At 32.6% G+C, this 24,218-nt stretch carries 20 protein-coding genes; 14 read left to right on the top strand and 6 right to left on the bottom strand.

Annotated features, from left to right (window positions below):
- Positions 1-46 precede the first annotated feature (46 nt).
- The 5 genes from EG348_RS06755 to EG348_RS06735 all read right to left on the bottom strand — a co-directional run bounded on the left by EG348_RS06755 (position 47) and on the right by EG348_RS06735 (position 6,007).
- Positions 47-1,369 (bottom strand): DUF6056 family protein, encoded by a 1,323-nt coding sequence (locus tag EG348_RS06755; protein ID WP_123981842.1) that lies wholly within the window; start codon positions 1,367-1,369, stop codon positions 47-49.
- 3 nt (positions 1,370-1,372) lie between these two features.
- Entirely contained in the window at positions 1,373-2,116 is a 744-nt protein-coding gene (gene fabG / locus EG348_RS06750; RefSeq protein ID WP_123981840.1) for a 3-oxoacyl-[acyl-carrier-protein] reductase, read from the bottom strand.
- A 178-nt stretch (positions 2,117-2,294) separates the two neighbouring features.
- Positions 2,295-3,731, bottom strand: a complete 1,437-nt coding sequence (locus tag EG348_RS06745) for a WG repeat-containing protein (RefSeq protein WP_123981838.1) — start codon at positions 3,729-3,731, stop codon at positions 2,295-2,297.
- 39 nt (positions 3,732-3,770) lie between these two features.
- Positions 3,771-4,445 carry a 16S rRNA (cytidine(1402)-2'-O)-methyltransferase gene (rsmI, locus tag EG348_RS06740; protein WP_123981836.1) on the bottom strand — a complete coding sequence of 225 codons (675 nt, stop codon included), beginning with the start codon at positions 4,443-4,445 and terminating at the stop codon, positions 3,771-3,773.
- An 8-nt stretch (positions 4,446-4,453) separates the two neighbouring features.
- Complete coding sequence (locus EG348_RS06735) at positions 4,454-6,007, bottom strand: hypothetical protein (protein ID WP_123981834.1); 1,554 nt, start codon at positions 6,005-6,007, stop codon at positions 4,454-4,456.
- A gap of 60 nt (positions 6,008-6,067) precedes the next feature.
- Between EG348_RS06735 and EG348_RS06730 the strand changes: the two genes are divergently transcribed.
- The 6 genes from EG348_RS06730 (at position 6,068) to EG348_RS06705 (ending at position 14,859) form a co-directional block, all read left to right on the top strand.
- Entirely contained in the window at positions 6,068-6,655 is a 588-nt protein-coding gene (locus EG348_RS06730) for a thymidine kinase (RefSeq protein WP_066753995.1), read from the top strand.
- Between the two features lie 137 nt (positions 6,656-6,792).
- Positions 6,793-9,240 carry a bifunctional UDP-N-acetylmuramoyl-tripeptide:D-alanyl-D-alanine ligase/alanine racemase gene (locus EG348_RS06725; RefSeq protein WP_123981832.1) on the top strand — a complete coding sequence of 816 codons (2,448 nt, stop codon included), beginning with the start codon at positions 6,793-6,795 and terminating at the stop codon, positions 9,238-9,240.
- A 2-nt stretch (positions 9,241-9,242) separates the two neighbouring features.
- A complete protein-coding gene (locus tag EG348_RS06720; protein ID WP_123981830.1) occupies positions 9,243-11,399 on the top strand; it encodes a patatin-like phospholipase family protein in 2,157 nt (718 codons plus the stop codon).
- 4 nt (positions 11,400-11,403) lie between these two features.
- Complete coding sequence (gene ybeY / locus EG348_RS06715; RefSeq protein ID WP_123981828.1) at positions 11,404-11,811, top strand: rRNA maturation RNase YbeY; 408 nt, start codon at positions 11,404-11,406, stop codon at positions 11,809-11,811.
- 250 nt (positions 11,812-12,061) lie between these two features.
- Positions 12,062-13,924: a tRNA uridine-5-carboxymethylaminomethyl(34) synthesis enzyme MnmG gene (mnmG, locus tag EG348_RS06710; protein WP_123981827.1), complete on the top strand. Its 1,863-nt coding sequence runs from the start codon at positions 12,062-12,064 to the stop codon at positions 13,922-13,924.
- A gap of 113 nt (positions 13,925-14,037) precedes the next feature.
- Positions 14,038-14,859, top strand: a complete 822-nt coding sequence (locus EG348_RS06705; protein ID WP_123981825.1) for a class I SAM-dependent methyltransferase — start codon at positions 14,038-14,040, stop codon at positions 14,857-14,859.
- Positions 14,860-15,552: 693 nt separating this feature from the next.
- Here EG348_RS06705 and EG348_RS06700 read toward each other — a convergent pair.
- Positions 15,553-16,743 (bottom strand): phosphoglycerate kinase, encoded by a 1,191-nt coding sequence (locus EG348_RS06700; RefSeq protein ID WP_123981823.1) that lies wholly within the window; start codon positions 16,741-16,743, stop codon positions 15,553-15,555.
- A gap of 556 nt (positions 16,744-17,299) precedes the next feature.
- Between EG348_RS06700 and rpiB the strand changes: the two genes are divergently transcribed.
- The 8 genes from rpiB to EG348_RS06660 all read left to right on the top strand — a co-directional run bounded on the left by rpiB (position 17,300) and on the right by EG348_RS06660 (position 24,112).
- Positions 17,300-17,734 carry a ribose 5-phosphate isomerase B gene (gene rpiB, locus EG348_RS06695; RefSeq protein WP_123981821.1) on the top strand — a complete coding sequence of 145 codons (435 nt, stop codon included), beginning with the start codon at positions 17,300-17,302 and terminating at the stop codon, positions 17,732-17,734.
- Positions 17,735-18,076: 342 nt separating this feature from the next.
- Positions 18,077-20,230 (top strand): ribonuclease R, encoded by a 2,154-nt coding sequence (gene rnr / locus EG348_RS06690; protein WP_123981819.1) that lies wholly within the window; start codon positions 18,077-18,079, stop codon positions 20,228-20,230.
- A 152-nt stretch (positions 20,231-20,382) separates the two neighbouring features.
- Positions 20,383-21,069: a LysE family translocator gene (locus EG348_RS06685; RefSeq protein WP_123981817.1), complete on the top strand. Its 687-nt coding sequence runs from the start codon at positions 20,383-20,385 to the stop codon at positions 21,067-21,069.
- Positions 21,066-21,995, top strand: a complete 930-nt coding sequence (locus EG348_RS06680; RefSeq protein WP_123981815.1) for an LD-carboxypeptidase — start codon at positions 21,066-21,068, stop codon at positions 21,993-21,995. The genes EG348_RS06685 and EG348_RS06680 overlap by 4 nt, the downstream gene beginning before the upstream one ends.
- Before the next feature lie 2 nt (positions 21,996-21,997).
- Positions 21,998-22,495 (top strand): hypothetical protein, encoded by a 498-nt coding sequence (locus tag EG348_RS06675; RefSeq protein ID WP_123981813.1) that lies wholly within the window; start codon positions 21,998-22,000, stop codon positions 22,493-22,495.
- 1 nt (position 22,496) lies between these two features.
- Positions 22,497-22,868 carry a YraN family protein gene (locus EG348_RS06670; RefSeq protein ID WP_123981811.1) on the top strand — a complete coding sequence of 124 codons (372 nt, stop codon included), beginning with the start codon at positions 22,497-22,499 and terminating at the stop codon, positions 22,866-22,868.
- Positions 22,869-22,959: 91 nt separating this feature from the next.
- Complete coding sequence (locus tag EG348_RS06665; protein WP_123981809.1) at positions 22,960-23,709, top strand: SDR family NAD(P)-dependent oxidoreductase; 750 nt, start codon at positions 22,960-22,962, stop codon at positions 23,707-23,709.
- 1 nt (position 23,710) lies between these two features.
- Positions 23,711-24,112: a hypothetical protein gene (locus EG348_RS06660; RefSeq protein WP_123981807.1), complete on the top strand. Its 402-nt coding sequence runs from the start codon at positions 23,711-23,713 to the stop codon at positions 24,110-24,112.
- Positions 24,113-24,218 lie beyond the last annotated feature (106 nt).

Genomic DNA, 24,218 nt, shown 5'->3' with positions numbered 1-24,218 from the left:
TTAAATATAAAAAGTGCCTCTGTGATAATGATCTGGAGGCATTTTTTTAATCCTTTACTCTAATATATTTTTTATCAAAATACTTCTGCATTTGATCACTTACATAGTTTTTATCCTCTTTTACGGAAGACATTTCATCAAAATATAAAACTTTAGGAACAGTTTTAATTTTATCGAGAATTAAAGAGTCTTTTTGGGAGTTTTTGATGGTGTTTATTCTGTTTTCTATTTCGTGATCATACTTATTCAAATCTGTATAAAGAATCTCTTTTCCGATAGAATTTACATTAAAATCAAGGTTATAATTTGAATATTTTTCAGGTAAAAAATTAGTTTCGGGTAAAAATATGATCGCAAGGCTTACCCACCAATATTTTTTAATTTTTTCAAACCTAAAAAACCATAAAACCGAAGCTGAAATAAAATAGAAAAATATAAGATTTTCAAACTGTCTTCCCATCGTATTCATGATGTAGGCTGTAAAAATCAATGGCAAAAATGAAACTGACCAAATAATTAATGCTTTTTTGAAGTTTATTTTTTTTACAATAAATCTTAATTCATTTTCAAATATTTTGATGAATAAAGGCATCAATAAGCCTGTTTTAATAAAAATATAGATATTATTGACTCCAAAAACGCCTATTCTTTTGATCCATTTTATAAGAAATCCGCCTGCGGAATCATCTAATCTTTTAAAATTTCCGGGAGCTAAAAAACTTATAAAGCAAAACAGAATTCCAATAATTAATAATAATCCAATTTCTTTTGATCTTTTCTGATAATAAAACACAGCTAGCAAACCAAGAAGAATCAATGCTAAAACTTCATTAGAACCCATTAAAAGAACAATAACCAGAATCGACAGATAAAACCATATCTTTTTTTCTGATTCCAAATATTTGCCTATAAAATACAGTAGAAATCCGGATGAAATAATTGGGAGATAGTAAATAGTAGCTCCTGTAACCCAAAAATAATGTTCAGGAAGACTAACTAAAAGGATGGTATAAAAAAAGAAAAGAATAAAGCTCTTAACAGTCGATTCTTTTAAAGAATATTTGAAATATTGCTTAAAATTTAAGATTGAAATTCCAATAAAACTTAAAAATAAAAAACACGGATAAATTTTAGGCAAAATCCCTGCGCTATCATACGAAACAGGATTTAATGTATTAAGAGAATATCCAAAATACCTTCCACCCCAGTTTAAATAAAAGTCTTTGATATTATTGAGAACTCCAAGTTTCCGGGTTCCGTATGAGTAGATATAATCATCGGTTTGATACACATTAAAATAAGCAATGTACATCAAACCGATAAGGGTAAAAATCGACAAGAATAAAACGATATTCTGTACAGATTTCATATTTTATGTTAGCATTCCGCCGTCAACATTCAGAACCTGTCCTGTAACATATGCAGACATCTCGCTTCCGAAAAATACACAAGCGTTTGCAATATCTTCAGGCTGTCCTCCTCTCTTCAATGGAATTCCCTCTCTCCAAGCCTGTACCACTTTTTCGTCTAAAGCACCTGTCATTTCAGTTTCGATGAAACCTGGAGCAACAGCGTTACAACGGATATTTCTTGAACCTAATTCTAACGCAACAGATTTTGTAAATCCGATAACTCCTGCCTTAGATGCAGCGTAATTTGCCTGTCCTGCATTTCCTTTTACTCCCACAACAGAAGTCATATTGATGATAGATCCTGATTTTGCCTTCATCATCGGCTTGATAACCGCCTTTGTAAGGTTGAATACTGAATCTAAATTTACCTTGATAATTGTGTCCCAATCGTCTTTAGACATTCTCATTAAAAGATTGTCTCTTGTAATTCCTGCGTTGTTGATCAAGATATCGATTTGACCAAACTCAGCCATTACTTCATCTACTAATTTTTGAGCCGCATCGTAATCTGATGCATCAGATTGGTAACCTTTAATTTGAGTTACAGAACTTAAAGTCGCTTCTAATTCCTTCGCTTTATCTACAGAACCAGCGTAAGTGAATGCTACTTTTGCCCCTTGTTGAGCAAACATTTCTGCAATTCCTCTTCCGATTCCTCTTGTAGCTCCGGTAATAAGTGCTACTTTTCCTTCTAATAGTTTCATATTTCTGACAATTATTTTTCCTTTAATGAATTAGCTTATTGTGTTTTGGCTAATTTAATATATTTAATTTTATCGAAATTAAATGGTGCGCAAAGATATTATAATTTGTTATTTAATGCATTTTAAACCATTATTTTAATAAAATTTTATGAATGTTTTTTGTCATATGAAAATATCGTTAAAATAAGACTTTGTTTTCTGAAGACGTAAAATCTATAAATTCCGATTCTTTGCCTTTTGTAAGCTTAATTTTCTTTCTGTCCACCGAATACTTATCGTAAACAACCTCTTTTAAAGGTTCATTTTTAAGATTCGTAACGCCGAATTTATTTCCTTTTTGTACTACAACTTCATCTCCTGAAAAAAACGTGAAAATATCGTCATATACGAATGGTATGATTTCATTTCCCGCTTCATCAAGCATGCCGTAAAGGTTTTCCTTATTTTTGCAGATAATCGCCGGATAAAACTGAAATGGTTTTATGGAAGTGATATTTTTAAGCTCTGTGTAAGATTTATCTTTTGGTAAAAATTTATAAAAAGTATCTTCTTTCTTTACAATTAAATTATCAAAAAAGACCTTTTCTATTTGATAACCATCGTCTAAAACGCTGTTTAAGTTTTTATCTAAAAGTTTCTCTTCCCCATCTTTACTTACATAGAGATAATTTTCATCTTTAATTTTGAAAGCTTCAACAACATCATATTCTTTAGGAAAAATGATTTCTCCGTTGGTTTTAAGAACAGCTATTTTAGGATTTCTGTCATCTTTTAAGGTCTTAAACATTCCATTAAACAAATGGTTTACATAATGAAAATCAGTAGGATAAACCTTCTTTTCTGCTTTAGAAAAAATACTCACTTTATTATCCTGTATCAGATAAATATATTCTCTTCCTATAAAAGCCTGCTCGTAGATTTCATCAGCCAAGACATTTTCGTTTTCATCTACGATTCCATATTTATTTTTGATAACATTTTTTGTAATTAAGAAAGGAAAACCATTAATATCTTCAATATAATGATCAGAAAATGTGCTTACAGTTTTTCCGTTATTATCCACAACCTCACCACTTCTGGCACCTGTTGTGAGGTATACTTTCCCTTTATAAAAACGAAGATTTTCCTTGAATTCTCTGTCTGAAACCTGCTTTCCTTCAAAATCATAGATAAACCAGCCATTGTCTTTTTTTACAAAGAATCTGTTTTCGCTGGCGAATTGTATTTCATCATAAAAAGGAATGATCTGCTTACCATTGTAATCATAAACACAGTCTTTTCCGTCTTTGGAATAGATCATTCTATCTTTATTTTCCCATGTTCTGAACTTAAAATTATCAAGAGCAATCAACTGATCGCCTTTTGCATCAATTAAAGCTATTTTTCCTTTAGAAATGGCATCTTTGGTCTTTAAAATGAATCTGTTTTTAGATAAACGTGAGATTTCACTCTTAAAAGGATAATCAAAAGAAATAGAGCCCGACGAATCTACAATCCCGGATTTCCCGGTTTGCGGATCGGAAATTATTCCGTAGCCTTTCGTATAAAAGCGGACGTCTTTTCCCAGTTCTTTTGATAATAAGATCTGCTTGTACTGATCGGTCTGCTGTGCCATACAAACCGATGAAAACAATATTAAAATTATATTTTTCAATTAAATAGAATTATTGACAATAAGAACAATCTCTCCTTTTAAAGTTTTGCTTTTGGAGAATTCAATTAGCTCATTAATTGTCCCACGTTTAGTTTCTTCGAATTTTTTAGAAATTTCACGGCTCAAACTGGCTTTCGTATTCTCTCCAAAGAACTCTTTTACCTGTTCAAGTGTTGTATTTATTTTGTGTGGACTTTCGTATAAAACGATTGTCTTTTTTTCTTCTGCAAGTTGTTTAAGTTTCGTCTGCCTTCCTTTTTTTTGAGGAAGAAACCCTGCAAATAAAAACTCATTATTCGGTAGTCCGGAAACCACCAAAGCCGGAACAAAAGCTGTTGCTCCGGGCAGACAGATCATCTCAATATTATTGTCTGATCCTGCTTTGCTTAATAAATAACCGGGATCTGAAATTCCGGGAGTTCCTGCATCGGTAATAATGGCGATATTCTGGCCGCTTTTAAGATCATTAATTACCTTTTCCGTTGCCTGATGCTCATTATGTAAGTGATACGATTTTAAAGGTTTAGAGATCTCGTAATGCTTTAAAAGAATTCCGGAAGTTCTCGTGTCTTCACATAAAATATAATCTACCTCTTTCAGTACTTTTACTGCCCTGAAAGTCATGTCTTCTAAGTTCCCGACGGGTGTGGGAACAAAATAAAGGATTCCGCTCAAAATTTAGTTTATAAAAATTTATTTTCTACCAATATCCACAGTCTCTGTGCATATTCATCTACCTTGCTCCATTTTCTGTCGTAATAAAGGTCACTCAGATACTCTTTTGCTTCTTCTAATGTTCTGAATCTGTTGAGTACACCAATTACTTCATTCAGTTCAGACTGGCTTCCTCCAAATAATGTTTTTGTAAAAGCAATTCTGTCGTTTAGATCTAATTTAAACTCAGGTTTTGCCTTTTGCGCTTCCATTAAATTGGTCGGAATATTTGTTTTAAGAATACTTCCTGTATCTTCTTTCACAACCGGAATTGGTTTTTCCAGAGGATTTTCTACCTGCAAATGGTCATCATCAAATAAAGACTGAACAGCCTTTAAACCTTTAATATTAGACAATCTTATTTTTTTCTCCTGATTATAAGCCTCTAGATTTTCAAAACTTTCGTCAGAAGCCAGTTTTTCTTTTTCAAATTCAGGAAGTGGCTTATCTATATTTACGATCTTTCTTCTGTCGATTTCCTCTGCGATTATTTCTTGCTCATGTTTTTCTTCATTTTGAGCATCATTTTTTATTTCACTGAGAATATTTTCAACATTGGAGGTTTCATTTACCATTTCTCCCTGTCCGATGGTTACGTTTGAAGTAATGAATTGCTCCTCATTTTCTTCAATCAATATTTCTTCGTCTTCTAAGTCTTCGCTTCCAAAAATATTTGGGATAATTTCAACTTTTTCTTCTTTTTTAGATTCAAAACTATCTTGAATCTTCTCTTCTTCATCAAAATTATTCAATTCATTTCCTCGATTATCGGAAATTTCATTTTCAAATTCATCAATTTCGTTCAACTGATTATTAAAAATTACTTCCTCTTCCGTAATGGTCTGACTAAATATTTCTTCATTGATATCTTCATCCGTTTCAGGTTCTGCATCCGCAAGAATTCTTTCTTCATCAATGAAACTTAAAATATTGCCCTGATAATCTGAAGGTTGCTCTTCATCAATTTCATTTAACTGATGATTAAAAATAACTTCTTCTTTCGTTAAATCCAGATCAATACAATTTTCTTCATTTTTCGGTTCAGAATTTTCTTCAACAAGATTTACAATATTTTCGTGATATTCATTTTCAACGATTTCGTTCAGCTGATTATTGAAAATTGCTTCTTCCTCAGCCTCTTCAGGTTGAATATTTTCAGTATCAACAGTAATTACAGCGTTATCTTTGTAGGAAGAGCCGTTATCATTTTCGTCAATTTCATTAAATTCATTATTAAAAATGGCTTCCTCTTCTGTAACATCATTATTTGATTCCTGAGACTCAAAATTTTGGTTAACGAAAGAAATATTCTGCTGATTTTCTGAATTTTGAACAGAATTATCGGTAATAAAATACTCGATATTCTTTTCCAACAGCCGTAAGAACGATATCCTGTTCGCAAGCTCATCTACAAGATCTTGCTTGGAAAGTAGTTCGTCCACATTGTTGATTTTCTCCAAAATATCAATGATATTCTTGGATTCAAAAAAAATCTTTTCCTTTAAATCTTGGATGTTCTGCATATGAGAATCTTGTTAAAATTGCTTACTTTTGATGTTAAAAATATACGGCTAATTTAACAAATGTTTTTAGAAAATACAATTAATCATTCCAAACAAAGTGGTTGGATGGAAGTTATTTGTGGCTCAATGTTTTCCGGAAAAACCGAAGAGTTGATCCGGAGACTCAGAAGAGCTGAAATGGCGGGGCAAAATGTGGAGATTTTTAAACCAAAAACGGATACCAGATATTCCGATGAGGACGTTGTTTCTCATAATCAGAATAAAATCCGAAGTACCGCTGTGGAAAGTCCCAGTGAGATTCTCTTATTGGGGTCAAATTGTGATGTTGTAGGAATTGATGAAGCACAGTTTTTTGATGAAAGCATTGTAGAAATAGCTAATCAATTGGCAAATAGCGGAATACGAGTGGTAATTGCAGGCTTGGATATGGACTTTTTAGGACGTCCTTTCGGACCAATGCCCAACTTGATGGCCACCGCAGAATACGTGACGAAAGTGCATGCTATTTGCAAGAGAACGGGTAACCTTGCCAATTATTCCATGAGAATTTCTCAGGGCAATAATCTTGTGGAGCTCGGTGAAACAGAAAGTTATGAAGCAGTAAGCCGTCGTGTTTTTATTGAAGAAGTACTTTCTAAGAAAAAATAAGATTAAATTTAAGTCTAAATTAATTTTAGATTTAATAAAAAAATATTATGGTTAAATGAAATACTGGAAAATTTTATCCTGTTATCCAATTAATCAACAAAACAGTCAACACAAAATATAAAGCAGAAGGGGCACCAATGAATTATACAGTACAACAAATTGCAGAAATCACCAATTCAAAGATTATTGGAGATGAAAATTTAATTGTCAAAACGATAGCTTTTGACAGCAGAATCATTTATTCAACAAAAAATGCCGCCTTTATTGCAATTAATACTCAAAAAAATTCAGGGGAAAAGTTTATTGAAGCTGCTATTGACAGAGGAATTACCATCATAATTTCCGAACATCAATTTCCGCAGTTAGAAAATGTAACTTGGATTATTGTTGAAAATTCTATTGATTTTCTTCAAAAATTAGCAAAATATCATTTTGAAAATTCCAATTTGCAATCCATAGGAATTACGGGAAGTAATGGAAAAACTATTTTAAAAGAATGGTTGTACCAATGTCTTTGGAATGAATTTCCGACTGTAAAAAGTCCAAAAAGTTTTAATTCTCAGATCGGACTTCCGCTTTCCTTGCTTCAAATTAATGATTCTCACAAATTGGGAATTTTTGAAGTAGGAATTTCCAAGCCCAACGAAATGCAAAAACTGGAAAATATTTTCCATCCGCAAATCGGTTTGCTTACTCATATCGGAACTGCCCATGCCGCTAATTTTGAATCTGAGGAAGAATTAATTGATGAAAAAATTAAGCTTTTCAAAGATTCCGAAATCATTATTTTTAATGGTGACAACGAGTTGGTAGACAAAAAAATAAAAGAATTATATTCAAGTAAAAAATTAATTTCTTACGGCTTTAAAAATCACAATCAGGTTTTCATTAAGAATAATATTTCTAAAGATGAAAACATTGTTGTTGAATATTTCGGTGAGGAAATAAGTTTTCCGGCGAATCAAAGAGATGAAGCGACTTTAACGAATGCTTTGGCGCTAATTACAGTACTAAAAGAATTAGGCATCGAAAATCAAAAGATCGTCGAAAAAATCAACGCTTTGAAGGCTGTAGAAATGCGACTTGAAGCGATTGAAGGAATTAAGAATAATATTGTAATCAATGATTCTTTCAACCTCGATCTTGATTCTCTGAAAACCGCTCTACAATTTTTAAATGAATACAATAAGACTAAAAAATCTTTGGTTTTAACGGATATTGTGGGCGTAAATTCTAATTCTCAGGAGTTGTATGAAGAAGTTTCTGAGCTTGTGAATGAACAAAAATTTGATTCTGTTTTCCTAATAGGAGATGAAATATCAAGGTTTAGTGATTTATTTAAATCTAAAACTTTTACATTTATTAATACTCAAGAATTAATTGACAGTAAACACCTTACCGAACTAGAAAATCAGATCATTCTATTAAAAGGAGCAAGAAAATTTGAGATTGAAAAATTGAAAGATCTTCTTGAACTCAGAAAACATGATACTGTTTTAGAAGTAAATCTAAATGCAATTCTTCATAACATTAATTACCATAAATCTTTACTAAAACCCAAGACCAAAATGATGGCCATGGTAAAAGCAAACTCTTATGGATTAGGAAGTTATGAAATTTCAGAATTTTTGCAACATCATCATATTGATTATCTTGGTGTAGCCTATGCCGATGAAGGTGTTGAGCTCCGTAAAAAAGGTATTACCACTCCTATTGTTGTGATGAATCCTGAGCAACACAGTTATGATGCGATTATTGAATACAATTTGGAGCCGGAAATTTATAGTTTCAGGGTTTTGGATTTGTTTTATGAAGCTGTTCAGAAATCAGGTTATGATAAAAAATTCCCAATTCATATTAAATTGGAAACGGGAATGCATCGTCTTGGCTTTAAAGATTTTGAACTGGATCAATTAAGCGAAACTTTAAATGAAAGAAACTTAAAAGTTCAAAGTATTTTCAGTCATCTATCGTCTTCAGATTTACCCGAGGAGAAAGAATTTACCTTAAAACAATTGGAAGTATTTGAAAAAAATTCAAGTTATTTTATTGGAAAATTAGGATATTCGCCACTCAGACATATTTTAAATTCTTCTGGGATAACAAGTTATACCCATCACCAATATGATATGGTGAGAATCGGGATAGGAATGCTAGGAGAATCACCAAATAGTGAAATACAAAAGCAATTACAGTCTGTAGTAAGTTTTAAAACTGTTATCTCTCAAATTTCTATGGTAGAAAACGGAGAATCAGTAGGTTACAGCAGAAAATACAAAACAGACCATTTAACAAAAATTGCAACAATTCCTGTAGGATATGCAGATGGAATCCCGAGATTGATAGGAAACCAGATAGGAAAAGTAGGCATCAATAAAACCTTGGCTCCAATTGTCGGAAGCATTTGTATGGATATGATGATGCTGAATGTAGATAATATTCCCAATGTAAAGGAAGGCGACACCGTTATGGTCTTCAATGCAAAACCAAGTTTAAAAGAATTTGCAGAATACTGCAAAACGATCACATATGAAGTATTAACCTCCATTTCGCCTCGGGTGAAACGGATTTATATAAAAGATTAATTATGAGAAAACTCCTGATTCTCTTATTTGTATTCCAATTACTTTTGATACCATCTCAAGTAAAAAAGAATTTAGTGATTCCTAAAAACCCAAGAATAGGACTTTCACTTGCCGGTGGCGGTGCCAAAGGTTTTTCTCATGTCGGGGTACTTAAAGTATTAGATTCTTTAGGAGTAAAGGTCGATTATATTGCCGGAACAAGTATGGGGGCAATTGTAGGAGGTTTGTATGCTTCCGGCTATTCAGGAAAAGAAATAGAAAAGATTGTGATGGACACCGATTTCTATTCCCTGATCATGGATCCCAAATCTCGAAAGGAAAGTACATTCTTCAATAAATCCGTAGATAAATATCTTTTATCAATTCCTTTAAAAAACGGAAAAATTACACTTCCCTCTTCCATAAGCTCAGGACAGAAAAATGTATATTTATTGAAAGAGCTTTTCAAAAATGTTTCTACAATAGATGATTTTTCAAAACTCCCTATTCCTTTCATGTGCGTTGCTACAAACCTTGAAAGTGGAAATATGGAAATCTTTGAAAAAGGAGATTTGGTACAATCTATTATGGCGAGTTCTGCATTCCCATCTTTAATGGATCCTGTAAAAATTGGTGACAGTATTTACATCGACGGAGCAATGACGGTAAACTATCCTTCAAAGCCATTAAAGGACAAAGGTATCGATATCGTCATCGGTGTGGATCTTAACCAGGATCTATCGACAAGAGAGGATTTAAACAGTATTATAGCGATCCTCAATCAGGTTATTGACATGAACATCCATAAAGATACCAAACGCCAATATAAATATACAGATATCAATATTAAGCCTAATCTAAAAGGTATGACAGCCACAAGCTATGACGAAAAGAAAAAAATTCTCGATAGCGGTTACGTGGAAGGTTTAAAATACACAGAAATACTAGATCAGCTTCCCAAGCGATCGTTTGACAGACTTCGACAACGTGTAAATCCTATTTATTCTAACGTTTACAAAATCGACAGCATCGCCATAGACGGAGGAAGAATTTTCGGAAAAAATTATGTCTTAGGAAAAATGGGTTTACGTCTCCCCTCTCTTCAGACTTATGGGAGCATCAATAAAAAAATAGATAAGCTTGTTGCTACCAATAATTATAAATTTATTAATTACGATATCATTTCGGAAAACGATGCAAGTTATCTGAAACTTTATGTAACGGAAGATGATGCAAGACATTTTGTGAAATTTGGTCTTCATTATGATGAAATTTTTAAAACTGGTTTACTTGTAAATTATTCTGCCAAACGTCTTCTCTTCAAAAATTCAAATCTTTCTCTAGATGTAATTGTTGGAGATAAACCAAGATACTATTTAAATTACTTTATAGATAACGGATACATTCCGGGTTTCGGAATTTATTCCTCAGGAATGAGTTTTGATTTAAAAAATGTAGATAACTACAGTGTAGATAAATGGGAATGGTTCAGAAATGAAGCCTACATACAATCTGTATGGAGAGACAAGTTCGCCATTGGAGGAGGTATAAGCCACGATTATTTCGACGCTGAAGCTAATGGTACAAATAAAAGAATAAGCAGGTTTTTAAACCCTTATGTGTTCTTAAAAAGCGATACTCAAAACGACAGAGATTTCCCTACAAAAGGAGTCTATATTTCTGCTGAAGGAAAAGTAATTGATTTGATGAAATCTGAAGTAGATAAAAGATTGGTACAGATAAAAGCCGATATCAGAATTAATATTCCTCTCACAAAACAATTCACTTATCGTTTGAATCTTTATGGAGGAGTTACAATTGGAGAAAATCTCCCACAATTTTATCAGTATAGATTGGGAGGAATTTTCGAACAGAATATGGTGAACTTCAAAAGTTTTGGAGGTTTCTATTTTGCACAGCTTAATTCTAATAATGTTTTGCTGATTTCAAATGATCTCCAATTTAAATTTAACAAGAACTATTTTTTCAGCGGTAATTTTTCTTTAGCAAATCTTTCAGATGATATAAGCTTTGAAGATACCGTACAACTTAATTACAGTTCAGTAGGAGTTTCCGCAGGATACAAATCTCCTTTTGGACAAATAAGGCTTAATTTCAGCCACTCACTTAAAAATAATCAAAAAGGTATATTCAGTGTTATATTAGGACACTGGTTTTAAAACAATGATACAATTCTTTTACGAAAACTTACAGGAATCTGTAAGTACAGACTACATAAAATGGCTGGAAGATATTATTCTTTCAGAAGGAAAAAAGCTTGGTGACATCAATTATATCTTCTGTGATGACGAGTATTTATTAAAAGTAAATCAGGATTATTTACAGCATGATTACTACACAGATATCATCACTTTCGATTACGTGAAAGGCAAAACAATAAGCGGAGAGATTTTCGTATCTTTGCAGCGCATTTCAGACAACGCTTCTACTCTATCCAAAGAATACGAAGAAGAGCTTCGAAGAGTTTTAGCTCACGGTATTCTTCATCTTTCAGGATATAAAGATAAAACTGAGGAAGAAAAACAGTTAATGCGCAGTAAAGAAGATTTTTATTTGGCAAAGTATTTATAATAGATTTAGAAATCAGAGATACGGGAATTACTTAATTTCATAATCTCAATCTCTTAATTTTTTAGAAGCTTATTCCCGCTCTTCGCACTCGCTTTTTATTTTTTAAATAAAAAAGAGCTCAAACAAATGCTACGATCGGGGCTAAATAATACCGAATACAGGTTCTTTAAGATCTTATTCAGAAACGATGTTTCACGTGGAACATTTATAAAAAAGATTAAAAGTTAAGGCTTAAAATAAGCAATATAAAATGATATCAGAAATATACGATGTAATCGTAGTTGGTGCAGGTCACGCAGGATGTGAAGCAGCAGCTGCAGCAGCCAACTTAGGTTCCAAGACTCTGCTTGTTACAATGAACATGCAGACGATCGGGCAAATGAGTTGCAACCCTGCAATGGGAGGTATTGCAAAAGGACAGATCGTAAGAGAGATCGATGCAATGGGTGGTTATTCAGGAATTATAGCAGACAAATCTGCTATCCAATTCAAGATGCTTAACCTATCAAAAGGTCCTGCAATGTGGTCCCCAAGAACACAGAATGACAGAATGCTTTTCGCCGAAGAATGGCGTTTAGCGTTAGAAAATACACCCAATCTTGATTTCTTTCAGGATATGGTTAAGAGCTTAATTATTGAAAATGGAAGAGCCATTGGAGTTGTAACTTCATTAGGAATTGAGATAAAATCTAAATCTGTTGTCCTTACAAACGGTACTTTCCTTAACGGATTAATCCACGTTGGAGATAAACAATTAGGCGGTGGAAGAATGGGTGAACCAAGAGCTTTTGGCATCACAGAACAATTGGTTTCTTTAGGCTTCGAAGCCGGAAGAATGAAGACCGGTACCCCACCCCGCGTAGACGGAAGAAGCTTAGATTACTCTAAAATGGAAGAACAAAAAGGAGATGAAAATCCTCAAAAATTCAGCTATTTAGATACACCTAAATTAACCAAACAATTAAGTTGTCATATCGTTTATACGAACGAAAAAGTACACGAAATTCTACGTGAAGGTTTCGATAGAAGCCCAATGTTTAATGGTACAATTCAGAGTTTAGGACCAAGATATTGTCCGAGTATTGAAGATAAAATCAACCGTTTTGCAGAGAGAACAAGACATCAGTTATTCGTAGAACCCGAAGGTTGGAGAACTGTTGAGATCTATGTAAACGGATTCAGTTCTTCTCTTCCGGAAGATGTTCAGATCAAAGCAATGAAACATATTCCAGGATTTGAGAACGTAAAAGTATTCCGTCCAGGCTATGCCATTGAATATGACTACTTCCCTCCTACTCAATTAAAGCATACTTTAGAAACAAAATTGGTCGAAAATCTATATTTCGCAGGTCAGATCAATGGTACTACAGGGTACGAAGAAGCAGCAGGACAAGGCTTAATTGCCGGTATAAATGCTCACAACAAAGTACACGATAAAGAAGATTTTATCCTTAATAGAGATGAAGCTTATATCGGTGTTTTAATCGATGATTTGATTACAAAAGGGACCGAAGAACCATACAGAATGTTTACTTCTAGAGCTGAATACAGACTTCTTTTAAGACAGGATAACGCAGATATCAGATTAACTGAAAAGGCATATAAACTAGGTCTAGCAAAAGAAGACAGATTAATAAGAGTTAACGAGAAAATAGCTAAAAGTGAGCAACTTGAATCATTTCTACGAGAAACTTCTTTAAAGCCTGGCATTATTAATCCTATCCTTGAAAGCATAGAAAGTAACCCTGTAGACCAGGCATACAGAGCTGCGCAATTCCTTACAAGACCTAATATTACTCTAGAAAAACTAGATAATATTGATGTTATTAAAGAATTTACTTCTCAATTTGACGATGAAGTAAGAGAACAGGCAGAGGTAAATATCAAGTATAAAGGTTATATAGAAAAGGAAAAAGAGAACGTTGCCAAGCTAAATCGTTTGGAAAATGTAAAGATTCCTGAAGACTTTGATTATATAAAAATATCAAGCCTTTCTTCAGAAGCAAAACAAAAAATGACTAAAGTAAGACCAAAAACTCTTGCTCAGGCAGGTAGAATTAGCGGTGTATCACCTGCTGATATTAATGTTTTAATGGTGTATTTAGGACGTTAATTACAAAATGTTTCACGTGAAACATTTATAAAATATAAGCAAAAATTAAGGTATTTATGAGATTATTTTATCCTTAAAATATCTTAATTTTTAATTTAAAAGAAGTTATTTAAATGAAAATTAAAGATCATTTTCTTTCTCATGAAGTATTTGAAATTAAAGAAACAGAAACAAAAGGAGTCTTCAAGACCTCCCCTATTCCATCGAATATTTCAAAATATTATGAAAGTGAAGACTATATTTCTCACCATCAGGATTCGGGAAGTTTAAAAGAAAAGCTATATAAATTCTTACAATCTTTCAATCTGCAGTATAAAAAAAACATCCTTATTGATAGAATAAATAAAGGTTCCAATGTACTAGATTATGGATGTGGCGCTGGTGAATTTGTAAAATATATAGAAAATGATTTTGAAACTCTAGGTTTTGAACCTGATGCAGATGCCAGAAAAGCTGCTCAAAGTAAAATTTCAAAGGCTAAAATTTTAGATAATATTAATATAATTGAAGATGGAAGTTTAGATGCAATTACTTTATGGCATGTATTCGAGCACGTGGAAAATCAGGATGAAATGCTGGAGATCTTTAATAAAAAATTAAAAGAAAAAGGATTATTAATTATTGCAGTTCCCAACCCTACTTCTTTCGATGCAAAACATTATAAAGAATATTGGGCAGCGTATGATGTACCGAGACACATCTATCATTTTTCAAAAACCGGAATGGAAAATTTAATTTCAAAGAAACCAAATTGGAAAATGAGAAAAATAAAACCTTTAGTCTTAGATTCTTATTATATCTCTATGTTGAGCGAAAAATACAAGAAATCACCTCTTTTTTGGCTAAAAGCAACCATCTACGGAACGATTTCTAACGTAAAAGCACTTTTTAATAACGAATTTTCAAGTTTGATATACATTATCGAAAAAAAGTAGAAAATCGATTTTTAAGGCATTTATAGAGGTGAATTTTCACCAATTTCTATTAAAAAAAGCAAAACTCAGGATATTTTCTTGAGTTTTTATTTTTCCAACTCCTCTCCTACTCCAAACTTTTCATTCAATATTTTTTAAAAAGAGAAAATCTTGGAAAATTCCAATTATTTCAATTAAAATTGTTGGTAAAATATTAGTAACTCTATAAATGGATTTGAATTTTCAAAAATTAGATATTAAAAAATTTATAAATTATAATTTATAAATCGCCTTAAAATCAAATTCTACAAAAAAATTAACCTACACTCCAAGTATGATCATTAAATTCAAAGTGTGCAATCAAAACATTTCATTTAATAATTCTATATAATAATTACTTTAGAATCTCATCAATGAAAATAAAATCTAAGTTTCGATTTCTACGGAATGACAAAATGAATAGAAATTAAATAAATCAATAAAAATTAAGCTTTAAAAAAGTAAATTCTTTCAAAAACACACATTTTGAAGCTCCAATTTAAAATAACGTCCAAATACCTTAAAGATTTCAGTTTTTTAATTTTAAATATAATTATGAAAGCCATTTTTTTTCACATTTTCAGAAAATAGTAATTTTTAAAATTTAGATAAATCAGAAAATAAAAAAGTCTGCCGATAGATTCAGCAGACTTTAAAATATATTTTTTAAAAATTTTATTTGTTGATGGCAGCAACTCCAGGAAGTTCCAAACCTTCCAAACTTTCAAGCATTGCTCCACCTCCGGTAGAAACATAACTTACTTTGTCTGCGTAACCGAACTGTTTTACAAAAGCAACACTGTCTCCTCCTCCAACTAAAGAGAAAGCTCCAAGTTTTGTAGCTTCAGCAATACTGTCACCAAGGGCTACAGTTCCCGCTGAAAAGTTTGACATTTCAAAAACTCCAATCGGGCCGTTCCATAAAATTGTTCTTGAGTTCAAAAGAACGTCATTGAACTGATCTCTTGACTTTGGACCAGCATCCAATCCCATCCATCCTTCAGGAATTTCGTAAATATCTACTTCTTTTCTTTCTGCGTCGTTACTGAAACTTTCAGCAATCATCGTATCAGACGGAAGATAAACTTTTACATTGTGTTCTTTAGCTTTTCCTAAAATTTCCAGAGCCAGAGGCAATTTATCTTCTTCAACCAATGAAGTTCCGATTTTTCCTCCAAGAGCTTTAATAAAAGTGAATGCCATTCCACCTCCGATGATCAAATTATCAACCGCCGGAAGGATATTTTCTATAATGGTAATTTTAGTTGAAACCTTAGATCCACCAAGTATAGCTGTAACAGGTTTTTCACCACTTTTCAAAACTTTATCTATAGCTTTTAGTTCATTAGCCATCAATAAACCGAAGAACTTAGTTGAAGAAAAATAGTTTGCAATGACTGCCGTAGAAGCATGAGCTCTGTGTGCAGTACCAAAAGCATCATTCACATAAGCGTCTCCCAATCTGGAAAGTTGCTCAGCAAAGCCTTCGTCACCTTTTTCTTCTTCGTTATGAAAACGCAGATTCTCCAATAATAAGATTTCTCCCGGTTTAAGATTTGCTGCTGCCTGCTCAGCTTTCTCTCCGATAGATTCTTCTACAAATTTTACTTCTCTGCCAAGCACAGTAGAAACTTCGTTCAGAATATGTTTTAGAGAAAATTCATCTTTCACTTCTCCTTTAGGTCTTCCAAGGTGTGTCATCAAAATTACGGAACCTCCATCGTTAAGAATTTTCTCAACTGTAGGTTTTACAGCTACGATCCTCGTATTGTCTGTAACTTTAAGCTGATCATCCTGCGGAACATTAAAATCCACCCTTACCAGAGCCTTTTTATCTTTAAAATTGAAATCGTTGATTGTTTTCATAAATTTCTGTTGAATTTTCGTTTCACAAATGTAAGATTTTAAAATTTTCGAAAAGCTCCAACCGGACAAAAGTTTTCAAAAAAGTTATTGGCAAACCCATCACTCACCTATCAACAATATTTTCTCTTTTATAAAAAAAAGAATGATAGTTGTTGTTGAGTGTTGTTAGTTTAGGGGATAAGTTTTTTTGAAATACTTTATAACACTTAATTTGTACGCTACTAACATTTTATTTACATTATAATCTATTGTAAATCTGATTTTTCTATTGGTTACTAACAAATATGGATAACTTTTCCCCAATTCCAATTATTAATAACTGATTTATGGAAAAGTTGAAGAAATCTGCCAGTAAACTTTTTGAAAAAAAATGTTAAAATTTTTGGACGCAATTTTCATTACAACTTTTTTTAATGTTACAAAAGGTTTATTTCAGAAGTTTTTTCAACACTTACCCACAAGGCTTTTCACAATTAATCCCCAAAAATTCAAGAGTTATCCACATTATACTTACATTTGTGTGGAAATATGTCTAAAAAAGTTTAATTCAAGAATTATGAAAAGAAAAATTGCTATTGCTGCAGACCACGCTGGCTTCGAGTATAAGGAGATTGTTAAGAACTATTTATCAGAAAACTTTGATGTTCAGGATTTTGGAACGTTTTCCACAGACAGTGTGGATTATCCTGACTTTGTACACCCCGCAGCGACCTCTGTTGAAAATGGAGAAAATGAGCTGGGTATTCTTCTATGCGGAAGCGGAAACGGTGTTCAGATCACGGCGAACAAACATCAGAAAATTCGTTGCGCTCTTTGTTGGATGCCCGAGATTGCAAGTTTGGCAAGACAGCATAATGATGCGAACATGATTTCGATTCCTGCAAGGTTCATCTCAAAAGAGGTAGCTATTGAAATAGTAAATCAATTTCTTTCTACAGATTTTGAAGGTGGCAGACACCAAGGCAGAGTTGACAAAATAGCATTTTGCTAAACATATAAAGGCTTGTAAATCAAATTGCAAGCCTTATTTATTTTTTATTTTGTATATTTGCGTGTTGAATAGAGAACATATTCCATACTTACTTCTCAAAACCTATATAATATTTAACAGATATTTAATAGAAGGTTTTTCTCCCCTCTTCTCCATATTTGTATTAAATTTATACAAAACAAAAATCCAACTATAAAAAAGGAAGGAAAATTGATGTAGTTGTTTAAACTAAACAAAAAATAAAATCATCTTATATAATAGATTTTTAGATGATTTTAAAGTAAAAAGTGGTTTTAATAATGATTTTTAAAACCAAAAGTAATTAATAAAGAAAATTAAAAAATGCCAAAAAAGAAAAAATATATAAGTCAGAAAAATGATCATAAGCTGATGGAAATCGGTAGATTGATCGTGCGTTTCATGACTGAAAATTCTACGAAGATCTATAATTATAAGCAGATCTCAGACGGAATTGATCATAAAAATCCAAGACAGAGAGAGCTTGTAATTCAGGCTTTACATAAACTTCAGGCTTCTGAAAGAATTAAGGAAACTGAAAAAGGGAAATACATATTAAACCTGAATATTGCAGGAACTTTAACCGGAACTATTGATTTTAACCAATCAGGAAATGCCTATGTACGAGTTGAAGGTCTTGAAGATGATGTTTTCATTCACTCTAAAAATGTGAAAGATGCACTACAGGGCGATAAAGTTTTGATCGTCACCTATACTTATAAAGGAAAGAAACTGGAAGGTTCTGTTTTAGAGGTTTTGGAAAGAAACAGAACAGAATTTGTAGGAACTTTACAGGTTGTTACGCATAAAGATTTCGGATTTGTTGTTTGTGATAAAAAATCAATCAACACAGATATTTTTATTCCAAAAGGAAAATTCGGAGGGGCTCAGGATGGTGATAAAGTTGTTGTAAAAATGACAGAATGGCGACCTGGAGATAAAAATCCTGAAGGTGAAATTATCAAAGTTTTAGGTGCTCCTGGTGAGCATGAGACTGAAATTCACTCTATCCTTGCGGAATATGGTTTACCTTATCAATTCCCTGAGGAAGTTGAAGCAGATGCCGATAAAATCGACAGACGAATTACCGAAGAAGAAGTTGCTAAACGTTGGGATATGAGAGGTATCACAACCTTTACCATTGACCCGAAAGATGCAAAAGATTTTGATGATGCTTTATCTATAAGAAAACTGGATAACGGAAACTGGGAAATTGGGGTGCATATTGCAGACGTTTCTCATTACGTAACTCCGGGAACTATTTTGGATGATGAAGCGTACGAAAGAGCTACATCGGTATATTTAGTTGACCGAGTTGTTCCGATGCTACCGGAAGTTTTAAGTAACGATGTTTGTTCACTTCGTCCAAATGAAGATAAATTTACGTTCTCAGCAGTTTTTGAATTAAATGACAACGCAGAAATCCAGAAGCAATGGTTTGGTAGAACGGTAATTCATTCAGACAGAAGGTTTACGTACGAGGAAGCTCAGGAAAGAATTGAAAATAAAGAAGGAGATTATACTGAAGAGATTTTAGTTCTTGATAATTTAGCAAAAATCATGCGTGCAGAGCGTATCAGACAGGGTGCGATCACGTTTGACAGAAGCGAAGTAAGATTTAATCTTGATGAAAACAATCAGCCGATCGGGGTTTACTTTAAAGTAAGTAAAGATTCAAATCACCTGATTGAAGAATTCATGCTTTTAGCGAATAAAAAAGTATCAGAATTCGTTTCACTATCTAAAAAAGGATCGCCTACAAATAATACATTCATTTACAGGATTCACGATGATCCTGATCCAGCAAAATTAGAGGCTCTAAGAGATTTTGTTTCTACTTTTGGATATAAAATGGATTTGGCTAATACCAAAAAAGTAGCTGAATCTTTAAACCAATTACTAAGTGATGTAAAAGGAAAAGGCGAAGAAAATATGGTTGAAACGTTAGCGATGCGAAGTATGAGTAAAGCAGTTTATTCTACAGATCCTATCGGTCACTACGGATTGGGATTTGACTATTATTCTCACTTTACCTCTCCTATCCGTCGTTATCCGGATTTGATTGCTCACCGTCTTCTTCAACATTATCTGGATGGAGGAAAATCTACCAGTAGAGAAGAAGTTGAAGAGAAAGCAAAATATTGTAGCTCAAGAGAAAGATTGGCCGCTGATGCTGAAAGAGATTCAATTAAATTCATGCAGGTGAAATTTATGGAAAAACACTTGGGAGAAACTTTCAATGGTGTAATTTCCGGTGTTGCTGAATTCGGTTTCTGGGTAGAAATTCCTGAAAACGGTGCCGAAGGATTGATTAAATTAAGAGATCTTATGGATGATTCTTATACGTATGATAAATCTACACATGCCGTTTATGGTTCAAGAACAGGTAAAAGATACCAGCTGGGAGATCAGGTTCAAATAAAAGTGGTTAAAGCTAATTTGATTCAAAAACAATTAGACTTTAAGATTGTTGATTAAATAAATATCACAATATAATATAAAAGACTGCAAATTTTGCGGTCTTTTTGTTTTTAAAAAGTTTCCAAATTGCGTTTCAAAACCTAAAAGAATTGGATTTTATCGACAAATAGAAATATAATTTTTAAATTTGGAAGAGAAACAATTTTTAAATGTTTGAATTAGTACTTTCTGCTGTTATTCTGGGATTCATGTTGAGTCTTGTTTTTATCGGACCAATATTTTTCTTATTAATAGAAACCAGCTTCTCGAGAGGGCCAAAACATGCCTTGGCCTTAGATGTAGGAGTAATTACAGCAGATTTGTTGTGCATTATTGCGGCGTATTATGCGAGCGCAGACCTCGTGAGTTTAATAGACAAGCATCCCGGATTTTATAGAATCACCTCCATCCTTATCTTCGTATACGGAATTGTCATGATGGTCACGAAAACCAAAATGCACATGCCGGGTGAAGAAAAGATCATCAGTCAAAATTATTTTAAAACCTTTATGAATGGTTTTTTCTTTAATCTTTTAAATGTTGGAGTTATCCTTTTCTGGCTGGTTACCGTAATTTCGGTGAGAAAAGAATATCCTGATACGGGTAATTTTATTCTTTATATTGGTTTGGTGATTGGAACGTATTTATGTATTGATCTTGCTAAAATCTTTTTGGCAAAGCAATTCCACGATAAATTAACACAAAAATTAGCCAATCAGATCAGAAGAATCGTTGGCGGAATCCTTATACTTTTCAGTTTCTTTATCTTTTTACAGAGCTTTAAAAAATTCAACCAATTTGATAAACGATTAGAAGAAGCAGAAAAAACTGAAGTGAAATATCAAAAAAACAAATGAAAAAAATAATCTTTCCAAAATCCCTTAAAAAAGGTGATAAAATAGCTGTTATTTCCCCTGCAGGTGCTGTTGATGCATCTCAACTAGAAAATGGAATTAAGATGATCAAGAATAAAGGTTTTGTGCCTGTTTTAGGTGAACATCTTTATACTAAATTCTCAAACGGATACAATTATGCAGGAACAGAAAAGGAAAGAATAAAAGATATCAATTGGGCTTTAAATGATAAAGAAATTTCTGCAGTCTGGGCTTCCAGAGGCGGATATGGTTGTCAGCATCTGATTCAGCATCTGAAGCTTAACAAATTTATAGAAAATCCGAAATGGTATATCGGTTATTCTGACAATACCGTGATCCAAAGTTATTTGTTGAAGAAAGGCTTTGCTTCTATTCATGGACAGACGATTAAAACTTCAAGTTTCGGGGTTACAGACGAAAGTTATGATTTGATCTTTGATGTTTTAAAAGGAAAAGCTCCAAAATACATCATAAAACCCAATCAATTTAATAAAAAAGGAAATACTAAGGGAGAATTGGTTGGAGGGAATTTAGCCCTGATTTATGCTCTTTTAGGAACCAAATACTCATTTGATTTTAAAGATAAAATTTTATTCATCGAAGATATCGGTGAAAATTTTTATGCTCTTGACCGAATGATTATGAGTTTAGAATTAGCCGGAGTTTTTACTAAAATTTCAGGACTGATTGTTGGAGGAATGACCAACATGGGAGATGAAAAAGAGAATACCCAATATAATAATAGCTTCGATGAATTCGCTTATAAATTGATCTCAGAGAGACTTTCAAAATATAAATTTCCTGTTGCTTTTGGTTTCCCGAATGGTCATATTAAAGACAACCGACCTTTGATTATTGGAAGCGAGGTTAAACTGAAAATTGAAAGTAAGGTACAAGTTGAATTTTAGAAATGGATAATATAATCTTTGAATATCATTTCAGTCCTGGATTCATTGGTGATTTTGTTTTGAAAGATTTATACATTTCTGATACTTTTGAATTTTGTCTAAAATTTTTCTGGTATATTAAATTTGATCATCTTCCTGATAATGATTTTGAAAGAAAACAATTACGAAGATTTACAATAATAAGGGACAAATTATCAGAAGATCTAGAGCAGAAAATTAAAACTATTTTAGGATTGAACTTAAAGATTATTGTTCCTAAAATAGTAAAGTCGGATAAAATTATTTACTCTACTTCTGCCCATTCAAAAAGTGAATATTATAAATTAGAAATTAATAAAGAGGAGCAAACTATTCATATTCCTTACGATATTTCTGAAACTCTTATTGAAGGAGAAAATAAAGAATTATTTCTGAATTTTCACCATGAATTGCTATCTTGGATAGAAGAAGAATTTGAAATTGCATCCGAAGGAAAGGCAGCAAGATTTAATAAAAAATAAGATGGCAAACCATAACGACCTCGGGAAAAAAGCAGAAGACCTAGCTGTAGAATTTCTACAAAAGAACGGCTACAAAATTTTAATAAGAAACTTTCGTTATCAAAAAGCAGAGATTGATATTATCACCGAAAAAGATAGTTTAATAGTTGTTGTCGAAGTAAAAGCTCGTTCAACAGATGCTTTTATGCTGCCTCAAGAAGCCGTTAATAAAAGAAAAATATCATTAATAGTTTCGGCTACGAATCATTATTTAGAAGAGTTTAATAAAAATCAGGAAGTAAGATTTGATATCATTTCAGTTCTTCCCGATGAAAAAGGAAGACTGGTTATAGAGCATATAATAGATGCTTTTGAGGCATTTGATGCTAATTAGTATAAGTGTAACAATGTATCAATCTAGCATTTTACCAATGATTATTACATTGATAAATTTTTAGACTGCTACATTTAAAATTGAAAATTTTATGAAAACAATACTCATCACAGGAGCAACCTCCGGAATAGGAAAATCCACTGCAGAACTTTTTGCAAAACAAGGAAACAGAATTATTATTTGCGGAAGAAGAATTGAGGTCTTAGAATCTCTAAAAACTGAACTTTCTCAATATACCGAAATATTTAGTTTGAAATTTGATGTAAGGAATCATCAAGAAGTTGAGAACGCGATAAACTCGCTTCCGGAAGAATGGAAGAATATTGATGTTCTCATTAATAATGCAGGAAACGCTCATGGTCTTGAACCTCTTTCGGCAGGCAACACAAGAGATTGGGATTCTATGATCGACGGAAATGTAAAGGGTATCTTATATGTTTCTAAAATGATTATTCCAAGAATGAAAGAAAGAAATTCCGGACATATTGTAAATATCAGTTCTGTGGCAGCAAGACAAACGTATGCCAACGGAGTTGTGTATTGCGCTACCAAAAAAGCGGTTGACGTAATTTCCGAAGGAATGAGAATAGAATTAACAGAATTTGGAATTAAGGTTACCAATATTCAACCAGGAGCCGTAGAAACAGACTTTTCTTTAATTAGATTTAAAGGTGACAGCGAAAGAGCTTCCACAGTGTATGCCGGATATGAAGCCTTAAAAGCTGAAGATATTTCTGATGCGATCGCTTATTGTGTCAACGCTCCAAAGCATGTGAGTGTTTCTGATATGACAATCTACCCTACTGCTCAGGCAGAACCGAGAACGATTTACAGAAAATAAGGTGAGAAAATTAGCACTTTGTTTCCTACTTCTTTCATTCACTTTTTGGAGTTGTCAGAGTTTTAAAACAAGTCAAAAAGACGCAAAGTTATTTGAAAGTATTTCACTTTTAGATCAATACATGCAGAATAACGACAATAAAATAATTAATATTTTGTCTTCCGATGTATCTTTTGGTCATTCAAACGGCTGGACTCAGAATTTTGATGATTTTAAAAAAGACTTTTCGAGTAAAAAAGTGATCTATAAAGAAATCAAGCAAATTGAAATTTCTGAGATTAAAAAGCATAAGAAATTCGCCAGTATCAGAAGAAAAATCCAAGTATCAGGTTTATATAAAGATCAAAGTTTTGAGATGAAGCTGGTTTTATTGGAAATTTGGATGAAAAAGAATTCTGTCTAGAAACTCTGGAGCCGTCAGAGTATCGAAATAAAGCCATAAATTTGCAAAATAGAATAATTCCAAACTTTGTCTTTCGTAGAAATCTTTAAAACTTCTTTTAGTTTGA

The sequence above is a fragment of the Chryseobacterium sp. G0201 genome, from assembly GCF_003815655.1.
GTDB lineage: Bacteria > Bacteroidota > Bacteroidia > Flavobacteriales > Weeksellaceae > Chryseobacterium.
This window is presented reverse-complemented; position numbering and strand designations above follow the sequence as displayed.